Consider the following 10,957-nt stretch of genomic DNA (forward strand, 5'->3'; position numbering starts at 1 on the left):
TCGGGAACCCCTCCAGGGTGTTTTTTCCTAACTCATAATGGATAGGCTAAAGAGATGTTTTTCCCAACGCATCTCTCAAGTGCGGAGCGCATCATAGCAAACACGCTAAACCTGTAAAGGGTTTTTCTTATGGTTTTGTGTTAAATGCTGCCTTTTTGGGCAAAGATGGCGAAAAGTACGCATATTGCTCGTGAAGTGAACATCTGTACTAAGGTTTACGTACTGATAGGTAACACCTTGAGGTGACAGGCTTTCTGTATTGTGTTCAATGTGTCTAAAACGTGATGAAACGTAAACGGAATTTAATCTAGATTTACACTTCTTGACGTTACAGTATTCATTAGTTGATAGAATACGGTTAATTTCATTTATAGATAATAAATCTTACTTGCAGACCATTATTATGAAGCATAAATCTGTTTTAACCCTGCTTAGCTTGTCTATTCTTATGGCGTCTCCAGCCGTACTTGCTAAGCGTATGGGCCCTAGCACTGTCACTGTTGTTACTGAGCAGGTTGATATTCACCAAGTTAGCCAATCTCTTTCGTTGGTCGGTAAGTTAGAAGCCGAGCAATCGGTAATGATCACTTCTGAAGTGGCTGGCAGAGTGGACTCTATCAACATTAAAGCCAATCAAGATGTCACTAAAGGGCAGATGTTGGTTCAACTCGACGATGACAAAGCGAAAGCTGCGGTTGCAGAAGCGCAAGCTTATCTAAAAGACGAGCAACGTAAGCTAGCGGAATTTCAACGCCTAGTGAAACGTAACGCGATCACGCAAACTGAAATTGACGCTCAGAAAACGAACGTAGAGATTGCCAACGCTCGTTTAGCTGCTGCAAATGCCAATCTGAAAGATCTTCACATCAGCGCGCCATTCTCGGGCACTGTTGGTTTTATCGACTTTAGCCGCGGTAAAATGGTGACTGCAGGTACTGAACTCGTGACCCTAGACGACCTATCGGTAATGCAATTAGATCTGCAGATCCCGGAGCGCTACCTTTCTAAACTGTCTAAAGGTATGAAAGTAACGGCTCGCACTAGCGCATGGGGCGACACTCAGTTCACTGGTACTGTCGTTGGCATTGATTCACGTATTAACGCTGAAACCTTGAATCTTCGAGTTCGAATCCACTTCGACAACAATAATGATTATCTAAAGCCAGGCATGCTAGTGGCAGCGGATATGGACTTCCCACCAGTGGAAGCGCCAATCATTCCAGTTCAAGCGCTTGAGTATTCAGGTACGAAGCGTTTCGTTTATGTTATTGACGAAGATAACAAAGCAACTCGTACAGAAGTTTTCCTTGGGGCACGTATTGATAACGAAGTCGTGATCGACAAAGGCATCGAAATTGGCCAGAAGATCGTGGTGCAAGGTATCGTGAATATGCGTGACGGTGTCTCGGTTCAAGAGCTTACTGTTAATCGCCCAACTGATGCAGCAAGCGATAAAAAAGCACAAGAAGGCGCTAACTAATGTTGTTATCTGATGTTTCTGTAAAGAGACCAGTAGCGGCCGTCGTATTGAGCCTACTATTGGTTGTGTTTGGTATTGTCTCTTTCAATAAGCTCGCAGTTCGTGAGATGCCAGATATTGAAAGCCCGGTAGTATCGATCAGTACTCGTTATGAAGGTGCGTCTGCCACCATCATTGAAAGCCAAATAACCTCCAATCTTGAAGACCAGTTATCCGGAATCAGTGGTATCGATGAGATCGAATCCACAACGCGTAACGGTATGTCGCGTATCACGATTACTTTTGAGCTTGGTTACGACCTCAATACCGGTGTGAGTGATGTTCGTGACGCCGTAGCTCGTGCGCAGCGTTCATTGCCCGATGAAGCCGATGACCCCATTGTTTACAAGAACAATGGTAGTGGTGAAGCTTCGGTCTACATTAACTTAAGTTCGACAGAGATGGACAGAACGCAGTTAACCGACTACACCGAACGTGTGTTGATTGACCGCTTTAGTTTGATTTCTGGCGTCAGCTCAGTGGATATATCAGGTGGCTTGTACAAAGTAATGTACGTGAAGCTGAAACCAGCTCAGATGGCGGGTCGTGGCGTGACTACCTCGGACATCACTTCTGCACTGAACAGTGAGAATATTGAAAGCCCAGGTGGTGAAGTGCGTAACGATGCGATTGTGATGTCGGTTCGTACTGCTCGTTCTTACACTGAAGCGGAAGATTTCGAATACCTAGTCGTTAAACGTGCCTCTGATAACACACCTATCTACTTAAAAGACGTAGCGGATGTTTACATTGGCGCAGAAAACGAGAACTCGACCTTTAAGAGTGACGGCGTTGTTAACGTAAGTATGGGTATCGTGCCTCAGTCAGATGCGAACCCACTTGAGGTGGCTGACTTAGTCCATAAAGAAGTCGAAGCAATTCAAAAGTTCTTGCCAGATGGTACTCGTTTGGCTGTCGACTATGACTCAACAGTCTTCATCGACCGTTCGATCTCTGAGGTTTACAGCACGCTCTTTATCACGGGTGGCTTGGTTATCCTTGTGCTTTACATCTTTATTGGTCAAGCACGTGCAACACTTATTCCAGCGGTAACCGTACCTGTATCTCTGATCTCGTCGTTTATTGCCGCGTACTACTTCGGTTTCTCTATCAACCTGATTACCTTGATGGCACTTATCTTGTCGATTGGTTTGGTGGTCGATGATGCGATCGTGGTGGTTGAGAACATTTTCCATCATATTGAACGTGGTGAATCGCCACTGCTCGCGGCTTATAAAGGGACGCGAGAGGTAGGTTTTGCGGTAATCGCAACAACGCTTGTATTGGTAATGGTATTCCTGCCAATCTCGTTCATGGACGGCATGGTTGGCCTGTTGTTTACCGAGTTTTCTGTATTGCTTGCGATGTCGGTGATCTTCTCGTCGCTAGTCGCATTGACGCTAACGCCAGTGTTAGGCAGTAAGATCCTTAAAGCGAATGTGAAACCAAACCGCTTTAACCTGTTTGTCGAACGCGTATTTGGCAAGCTTGAGTCTGGATACCGCTCAGTATTGCGCCGTGCTCTAAACTGGCGTTGGGCGGCTCCAATCATCATTATCGCGTGTATGGGCGGTAGTTATGGTTTGATGCAACAAGTGCCGTCGCAACTGACGCCACAAGAAGACCGTGGTGTTATCTTTGCGTTTGTTCGTGGTGCCGATGCAACCAGTTACAACCGTATGTCTGCCAACATGGACATCGTTGAAGAGCGCTTAATGCCATTGCTTGGTCAAGGCTTCTTGAAGTCATTCAGTATTCAATCGCCAGCGTTTGGTGGTAATGCGGGCGACCAAACGGGCTTCGTAATCATGATCCTAGAAGATTGGGATGAGCGTGACGTTACCGCACAAGAAGCGTTGAACGAAGTTCGTAAATCTTTGAATGGTATTCCTGATGTGCGTGTATTCCCGTTTATGCCGGGCTTCAAAGGTGGTTCAAGTGAGCCTGTTCAATTCGTACTTGGCGGTTCTGATTATTCTGAACTTCAGAAGTGGGCAGAGCTCTTAAAGCAAGCAGCTGAAGACTCTCCAATGATGGAAGGTGCGGACATCGATTACTCTGAGAAAACACCAGAGCTATTGGTAACCGTAGATAAGCAGCGTGCAGCAGAGCTAGGTGTTAGCGTTTCAGATATTTCAGATACGTTAGAAATCATGCTTGGTGGACGAAGTGAAACGACCTTCGTTGACCGTGGTGAAGAGTACGACGTGTACCTACGTGGTGATGAAAACAGCTTCAACAACGCGAACGATTTAAGCCAAATCTACATGCGAACTCAATCTGGTGAGCTGGTAACACTCGATACGCTGACGCACATTGAAGAAGTGGCATCATCGATTCGTTTGTCGCACTACAACAAGCAGAAATCGGTGACCATCAAGGCGAACCTAATGGAAGGTTACACGCTGGGTGACGCGCTCGATTTCCTTGATGAACAAGCGATTGAACAGCTACCTGGTGATATTTCAGTGAGCTACTCTGGCGAGTCAAAAGACTTCAAAGAGAACCAATCAAGTATCCTAGTGGTATTTGCGCTAGCGATGCTGGTCGCATACTTGGTACTGGCCGCGCAATTTGAAAGCTTCATTAACCCGCTGGTGGTGATGTTCACCGTACCTATGGGTATCTTCGGTGGCTTCTTGGGCCTCGTGTTGATGAGTCAAGGGCTCAACGTCTACAGCCAGATTGGTATGATCATGTTGATCGGTATGGTAACCAAAAACGGCATCTTGATCGTTGAGTTTGCTAACCAACTTCGTGACCGTGGTATTGAGTTTGAAAAGGCGATCATTGATGCTTCGGCTCGACGCTTACGTCCAATCATGATGACTGCATTTACGACGCTAGCTGGCGCAATCCCATTGATTACTTCAACGGGCGCAGGTTATGAAAGCCGAGTGGCTGTGGGTACGGTTATCTTCTTCGGTATGGGCTTCGCGACATTGGTTACTCTGTTCGTTATCCCTGCGATGTACCGACTGATTTCTGGCTCAACACGCTCTCCGGGTCACGTGGAAGCGGAGCTTAATAAAGAGCTTAGCCATGACAACGTGGGAAGAACCTCTCACGGTTAGTTGGTAAAACCAAGGGCTAGACTATAGATAGTTGTTATAGCCCTTAAGTTTAAAGCTTGATAAAGAAAGCCCAGTAACTGGTGTCCAACTGTTGGAGACTGTTACTGGGCTTTTTGTTTGCTAAATATTGATGATTGAAAGTAGGAATGCGTTCAATCGAAAATAAAACTTCGCTCAGGATACGAACTCTTATTTGGTGTCCAATTTCTTAACTCTTTTTCGCTTGGCGAGCTTCAAACGCGGCCAATTGTTCAGGCGTCGCTTTCGGTTGATGGTTAGCTTTCCATTCATCGTAAGTCATGCCATAAACACGTTCACGTGCATCGTCTAAATCTAAATCGACTCCCATTAATTCAGCTTCTGCTGCATACCATTTGCTAAAGCAATTTCGGCAAAAGCCAGCCAAGATCATTAGGTCGATGTTTTGCACGTCTTTATTGTTGTCTAGATGAGATAATAGGCGACGAAATGAAGCGGCATCTAGCTTGTCTTGTTCTTCTTGAGTTAGTTGCTTGTATTTGAATTCAGCCAAAACTCTTTCCTTTTCAAGTTAATGATTATCCTTAATTAGAGTCTACACGGCTGCGAGATTGACGCCAATACTCATTCATTGGTTTGAGTATGTACCCCTCAGATTTCTAGGTTCTTATAGGATAAAAAAATTACATCTAGACCGGTCGGTCTGTTTTGTGTATTATTCATTCAACACTTCAAATTAGACAATCAGATCATTGAAGCAGTAAACCGGAGAGAGGAGATCAAAGCATGACATTAGCATTTGAAACATACTTGGCTATTGGTTTATCGATGGCGCTATTGAGCCTTTGGAAAACCTATTCAGGGCCTGCTATTGCCGCGTTTCTATCTTACTCCTACCCAGAAATGCTGTTGTTTAATTTAATCCCAGCGATGATTGCTGCGTATGCCGGTTGGAAAGTTGCTCCGGTCTATTCAACTTTATTTAAGAAACAAAAAAGCGCTGTCTTTAAACCAAAACTCAGAAAATTCATGAAAAAATGGAATCAATACGGTCAACTTTCGATGGCTATTTTAGCTCCTGTCTTAGTCGGAATTCCGAGTTATACCTTTGTTTCCAAACGATTGAATCAAAGTGGCGTGAAAACATTTGGCATGCTGACATTGTCTATTTTAGGCTGGAGTAGCTTGGCTTATAGCTGTTTTGCGTTCTTAGATGTTGGTCAGTATGTGGCGATAGAGAATATTATTCCCGAGTCTGTTCTTGAGAATATTCAGCAATAAATAGATTAATTTACACAACTTGCAGTGCGCGAAACGGAGCCTAACTCCTAACACGTAAAGTGTTCATGTTGTTTCGTCGCTATTGGCGATTTGAAAGCTTGTCCCCCTAGATATCCTCCTTGAGCTCTCGCTCGGTTTTAAGTACCAAACACTTCAACGACTCATTTAACGACCAAGTCATCGATATCTATACTGATACTTAAATCGGCTCTCACCGGTTTTTGGAGTATCAGTAACGGCCTCCCCAAAACTTGTCGAGCGTTCGCGTATTAACCCCTCACTGATCAGATCTATATTCCAGAGCCCAATGCGTTTCAGCTTCGAATATGTAAACCGATCAGTCTAATTTTGACAAAGTTGACAATATCCTGACTAGACCGGTCGGTTTGTTACGTTTATTATATATACAACGTCGAGACGACATAACTTTAAACGGTGAGTTTCATATGAATAGATCAATCATTATTGCTGGTTCGAGTGGCTTAGTTGGACGAGAAATGCTGAGTACTTTATTAGGCAGTCAGAATATCAGTACGGTTTACGCACTGTCTCGACGTGAACTCAATACGCAGCATCAGAAATTGAAGCAGATAATTGACAGTAATCTAAGTGTTCCTGCAATCCGTTTAGATTCAGATCTTCCGGACGTTGGGATCATCGCTTTAGGCAGCACGATTAAAAAATCGGGTACCAAAGATAAACTTCGTGCAATTGATGTTGACCTAGTCGTGTCGACCGCAGCAAACATGAAAGATCTTGGAGTGAAACACCTGATCGTCGTGTCGTGTCTTGGAGCTGATAGTAAAGCTCGCTCGCATTATCTTCGCTGCAAAGGGGAGATGGAAAATGACGTTGAATTACTTGATTTTGAGAAAACGACTTTCCTACACCCGGGCCCGCTAGCAGGGGATCGACAGGAGAAGAGAACTGACGAAAAGTTACTTCAAGGTGCTCTTAAGGTACTTAAGCCGATGATGATCGGCAGAATGAAAAAATACCGACCAATTCAAGCATCGAATATTGCAAACAGCATTTTGGTTCATTTGACATTTCCGAGCTCAAGAAAGGTGGAGAGATTAGATTCTCTCGACATGATGAAGCTAGCGTCTTAGCCCCATCTCGGCATGAGCGAGCACCTGCGATGTTTAAACCTGAATGTAGGAAGAGATACCAATGAGATACAAAGTAACATTTTTGCTGATGACTCTTGTGATGGCCGGGGAAGCGCTCAGTCACGAGCTAAAAGCCGAGCCTTCGCACGCACAATTTGATTTGTGGGGATACGATGATTATCGAATGGTCGCAGATAATACTCGTACATTATGGTTTGTCGACTATTACGATATTAGTCACTTGAAAAACAAAGAAGGTGATAGCGCACTTCTATTGACGTTTACGCCTGAGAAGTTAACACAAGAAAAAGTTACAACAGCCACGATTGAGGCACTGGAAGAGTCGAACCCAGGCATCAATATGAAAGACTCAAATATCCAAAAATTAGTGGATAGCCTATCCATGCCGCTGATTAAAGACGATGTGATTGCCATTATCTACAGAGGGGAAACGATGCAGATTCAATATAACAATGACGTTGTGTATCAGGCTAAAACATCTTCAAAACAGAGTGTTGCTTTAAGGAATATCTGGCTAGGCGAGACCCCTGTTGATGATTTGCTATAACAGCCAACTAAAGTGGGGCAAGTTCCTCATGATAATGATGCTAACTTTGCCATCGTTCGTTGCTATGAGTGGAGAAAATATGATGACGAGAGTTGAGAAAGCTGAGTACAGAGAGTTTGCGAAGGGACTTAAGTATGAGTTGGTATTTCGAAACTTAGGTAAACAGGTATTTTCTGAACTCAAACACAATCCGCCAGGCAGTATGACAGCAAACAGCTTGGACTTGCTCAGTAAAATGGAGCAACACAATACCGTTGTGATGAACCCTGTCCGCAAACAGTACGGTGTTGATAGCACTATTCATTGTAAAGATAAGTTTTTCGCTAAAACAGTGACGTTATCTTTGAAAGTGATGCCATATTTAGGGACGAAATATTTAGAGGGCAGCGCAGAGCGATTTGTTCATCAGCTTAAGGATATTCAAGCATCCAGCCCCGTCGGTTATGAAAAAGAAATGACTTATATGGTAGAGCATGAAAAAGCGCTGTATGGGTACTTAGTCCATTTGAATGATGGTGACCTAAAGCGCGCCCACTCGGTTCTTGAAGACTTTGTTTCCGAGCATAATATTCAATAGATTTGATTGTTTCGTTTTTGTCTTCAATCATTTTTAAACACTAAAGAGGTTATATATGAAAAAACTGTCTTTAATTGCTTTGTTTGTTTTGCCCATTCTAGGTTGTGAAACGACCGTTGATCAGAACGCTCATCAATCTCAACTAAATGCCGTTGATGAGAGTGTGCTCATTGCTGATCGAAACGCTGAAGATAAAGGGTTAGATAAAGTGTTAACTATCGACCATTCTCGATTAGCTGAAAAGGCAAATGAATATTTAGCACCAAGTCGAGTGGACTTTTATACTGACGATAAGTTGAATACCCAGTTGCTCAAAGACAGTTTACAAGTAGGGCTCGATTTACCATTTCGTGTTTTGAATTATGTTGAAAATGGCGAGCAAAAGGTAATTTATACCGATGCTCAGTTTATTCAAAAGCGACACGGAATAATGGATAATGAAGCCCTTGAGCAGTACGCAGAAAAAACGGCATTGCTAACGAATGGGCTAGATAACATTGCACCAGTTCAGAGCGAAGGCTTAACAAAGAACTACGGCATTGAAACATTAGTATCAGAGTATGATTTTGAAACGACACTGAACAATATTAAACGAGATGTTCTTGCTCAAGGTGACACGGTTTGGTTTATGAACTGGGACTTTAAAGCTAGAGCGAAAGCTATTGGGGAGTCTCTACCTAATGCGACCTTGCTCGTTTTTGGTGGGCCAGCGCCAGGTGCAAAAGCAATGACCGATTTCCCAAGTATTGGATTGGATGCTTTTGGCCAAAAAGTATTAGTGACTGAAGAAAACGGTCAAGTGACGGTTGCCTACAATAATATTGTCGACATGTCTGAACTCCATTATCAGGACAATGCAATTTCTCATAAGGTCATCAACTTTCGATTGGGTAAAACTCTCGGCGGAGCCGTAGAAAAATAATCTATCTCGTTGATAATTATATCGATAATTAGCGTCTAATTAATTCACATTAGTAAAAAGCTATGATTTTAAAATTATGGCGTGGCTTTTTATTACCTAAAAACAACGGCTAATTTAATAGCCTAATTTTAACATCGCCATTTTGGCATTGAAATTTAACCATTGGAATATCATGAAAACACAATTAGTTACATTATCTTCTTTGTTTTTTATTTCTTTATCTAGTTCAGTTCTTGCAAGTGACGCTATTGTTAATGAAAGCCTAGAGCAAAAAAAACAAGATAAAATAAGTTATCACAGTCAAGATATTAGAAATGTCCAGAGTAGTATTACAGGTGAATATGAATCTTATGAAGATGCTGATGCAATATCTTTGGACGGTACATACGGTATTAATGATAAAGCAAGTGTTGGTATAACATATAAAAACTACTCGTTTGACTACGATGATGAAGCATCAGACGTTATGTCGCTAACAGGTCAATACAATATATCCAGTAATGTCGTAATTGATGGCGTTTGGAATAACATAGATGGAGAATATAATAATTATCGATTTGGAGGTAATTATGTAGGGGATGCTAGGTTTGGTGTGTGGAATGTTGGTGCAAATTACTATGGTGGTGACCTTGCTGATGGTTTCGACGTAGAGGCTGGGGTTTTGGTTCCATTTGGTAATATGTACTACCGTGGTGACTTTACGTATTTTGTTGATGCAGAGGGGTATGAAAATATTTTCGAAAATAAACTTGGATGGACAAACGGAAAAATTGACGTTAATGCATCAGTAAGTACCTATGAATTAGGTGAAGATACGTTTTTTGGTGTTGAATTAGGTTATCTTTTTTAAGTTGTAGGCGAGAAAGTGAATTTTTTAAACAAAAAAATGGTACTAAAATTATCAGTATTGATGTTAATTGTGCCGGTTGTAACTGGTTGCGTCGGTAGTAACTTTACGACCAAGAAACTGATGGAATTTAATGTTAAAGTTGTTGATAACCGCTATGCACGTGGCGGTGTTAACTTCTTATTGGCACCTGTTTATGGCTTTACAACATTGGCAGATTACTTCGTTGTTAACTCAATCGAGTTCTGGACGGGTTCAAACCCTTTCGACGGCACTCCGCACATCTTTGATAGTAAAGTCGAGACAATGATTGATATTAACGGTGATCTCGATCCTTCACTGCGTGATGCACCGATTGATCCTCTGACGTACCACAACATTGAAGACAGTCACATAAGAACTATTGACGAAAATACTATTGAGATGGAAGTGACTTATGTTGACGGCACTTCTTCAACGGTAACGGGCGTGAAGGAAGGTGCAAACGTTAAGTACTTTGTTGATGGTGAGTTTGTCTCTGAAACCTCTGTAGAGGCGTTATCAGAAGCATTTGAAGTGAGCTCATAACCATCCATTGTTAAAGTGAACGTTATTGTTCGCCTATTATTTCTAAATATTTACGATTAATAATCAAGCTTTTAGGATATTAATATGAATCAATTTGGCGTGACTGGTTTTATTGTGAAAAGTAGCCTTACTAAAAAGAATATTCAACCTGTAGATGATATGTCTTATCCGGGGTGTAGCTTTTTAGTGCAAACAGATAACTTTCTAGTGTCATGTTGTTCATTAGATAAATATATTGATAATGCGTTTGAAACTCTTCAGAACACAAAAGGAAAAGTTAAACTAGAAGGGTTTTTATTTGTAGATACTTATAGTGATAATGCGTCTTTATCTGTAGTGACGAAAATAACACAGTAATAGCGATTAATAAGTGTCTCAATAGGGGCTTGTTATAAAGAAAAAGGACGAAGTTAACTTCGTCCTTTTTCTTATTGTATGTCCCGTCCTGAAATGTGTTTACACATTGAGGACGAATTATGACTACTTCAAATAATACCTACATTAAGCGCAC

The 10,957-nt window shown here is 42.1% G+C and carries 11 protein-coding genes; 10 read left to right on the plus strand and 1 reads right to left on the minus strand.

What is annotated here, in order from left to right; all coding sequences use genetic code 11:
* The first annotated feature begins 403 nt into the window (after positions 1-403).
* On the plus strand, positions 404-1,480 hold the full coding sequence (locus MSG36_RS20900) for an efflux RND transporter periplasmic adaptor subunit (RefSeq protein WP_140402844.1): 1,077 nt from the start codon (positions 404-406) through the stop codon (positions 1,478-1,480).
* A complete protein-coding gene (gene vexH, locus MSG36_RS20905) occupies positions 1,480-4,593 on the plus strand; it encodes a vibriobactin export RND transporter permease subunit VexH (RefSeq protein WP_050654496.1) in 3,114 nt (1,037 codons plus the stop codon). The genes MSG36_RS20900 and vexH overlap by 1 nt, the downstream gene beginning before the upstream one ends.
* 208 nt (positions 4,594-4,801) lie before the next feature.
* On the opposite strand, the gene MSG36_RS20910 is transcribed toward vexH, so the two are convergent.
* Positions 4,802-5,125 (minus strand): DUF1244 domain-containing protein, encoded by a 324-nt coding sequence (locus tag MSG36_RS20910; RefSeq protein ID WP_017094028.1) that lies wholly within the window; start codon positions 5,123-5,125, stop codon positions 4,802-4,804.
* A gap of 233 nt (positions 5,126-5,358) precedes the next feature.
* Between MSG36_RS20910 and MSG36_RS20915 the strand changes: the two genes are divergently transcribed.
* From MSG36_RS20915 to MSG36_RS20950, 8 genes are all read left to right on the plus strand, one after another.
* Positions 5,359-5,853, plus strand: coding sequence for a hypothetical protein (locus MSG36_RS20915; RefSeq protein WP_086970540.1), 495 nt, complete (start codon positions 5,359-5,361; stop codon positions 5,851-5,853).
* A gap of 446 nt (positions 5,854-6,299) precedes the next feature.
* A complete protein-coding gene (locus MSG36_RS20920) occupies positions 6,300-6,965 on the plus strand; it encodes an NAD(P)H-binding protein (protein WP_050650338.1) in 666 nt (221 codons plus the stop codon).
* 61 nt (positions 6,966-7,026) lie between these two features.
* Positions 7,027-7,533: a chalcone isomerase family protein gene (locus MSG36_RS20925; RefSeq protein WP_086970538.1), complete on the plus strand. Its 507-nt coding sequence runs from the start codon at positions 7,027-7,029 to the stop codon at positions 7,531-7,533.
* 79 nt (positions 7,534-7,612) lie between these two features.
* Positions 7,613-8,110, plus strand: coding sequence for a hypothetical protein (locus MSG36_RS20930; protein ID WP_248369578.1), 498 nt, complete (start codon positions 7,613-7,615; stop codon positions 8,108-8,110).
* 55 nt (positions 8,111-8,165) lie between these two features.
* Positions 8,166-9,032, plus strand: coding sequence for a DUF302 domain-containing protein (locus MSG36_RS20935; RefSeq protein WP_086970532.1), 867 nt, complete (start codon positions 8,166-8,168; stop codon positions 9,030-9,032).
* A gap of 172 nt (positions 9,033-9,204) precedes the next feature.
* On the plus strand, positions 9,205-9,882 hold the full coding sequence (locus MSG36_RS20940; RefSeq protein ID WP_086970530.1) for a hypothetical protein: 678 nt from the start codon (positions 9,205-9,207) through the stop codon (positions 9,880-9,882).
* Positions 9,883-9,918: 36 nt separating this feature from the next.
* On the plus strand, positions 9,919-10,446 hold the full coding sequence (locus MSG36_RS20945; protein WP_050634813.1) for a DUF3332 family protein: 528 nt from the start codon (positions 9,919-9,921) through the stop codon (positions 10,444-10,446).
* Between the two features lie 84 nt (positions 10,447-10,530).
* Complete coding sequence (locus MSG36_RS20950) at positions 10,531-10,803, plus strand: hypothetical protein (RefSeq protein ID WP_050650334.1); 273 nt, start codon at positions 10,531-10,533, stop codon at positions 10,801-10,803.
* The last annotated feature ends 154 nt before the right edge of the window (positions 10,804-10,957 follow it).

The organism is Vibrio sp. 1CM8B (genome assembly GCF_023161685.1).
Classification (GTDB): Bacteria; Pseudomonadota; Gammaproteobacteria; order Enterobacterales; family Vibrionaceae; genus Vibrio; species Vibrio coralliirubri.

Excerpts from the sequence above, each read along its gene's own strand:
- MSG36_RS20900 (WP_140402844.1), top strand. The coding sequence starts at position 404 with ATGAAGCATAAATCTGTTTTAACCCTGCTTAGCTTGTCTATTCTTATG.
- vexH (WP_050654496.1), top strand. The coding sequence starts at position 1,480 with ATGTTGTTATCTGATGTTTCTGTAAAGAGACCAGTAGCGGCCGTCGTA.
- MSG36_RS20915 (WP_086970540.1), top strand. The coding sequence starts at position 5,359 with ATGACATTAGCATTTGAAACATACTTGGCTATTGGTTTATCGATGGCG.
- MSG36_RS20920 (WP_050650338.1), top strand. The coding sequence starts at position 6,300 with ATGAATAGATCAATCATTATTGCTGGTTCGAGTGGCTTAGTTGGACGA.
- MSG36_RS20925 (WP_086970538.1), top strand. The coding sequence starts at position 7,027 with ATGAGATACAAAGTAACATTTTTGCTGATGACTCTTGTGATGGCCGGG.
- MSG36_RS20930 (WP_248369578.1), top strand. The coding sequence starts at position 7,613 with ATGATGACGAGAGTTGAGAAAGCTGAGTACAGAGAGTTTGCGAAGGGA.
- MSG36_RS20935 (WP_086970532.1), top strand. The coding sequence starts at position 8,166 with ATGAAAAAACTGTCTTTAATTGCTTTGTTTGTTTTGCCCATTCTAGGT.
- MSG36_RS20940 (WP_086970530.1), top strand. The coding sequence starts at position 9,205 with ATGAAAACACAATTAGTTACATTATCTTCTTTGTTTTTTATTTCTTTA.
- MSG36_RS20945 (WP_050634813.1), top strand. The coding sequence starts at position 9,919 with ATGGTACTAAAATTATCAGTATTGATGTTAATTGTGCCGGTTGTAACT.
- MSG36_RS20950 (WP_050650334.1), top strand. The coding sequence starts at position 10,531 with ATGAATCAATTTGGCGTGACTGGTTTTATTGTGAAAAGTAGCCTTACT.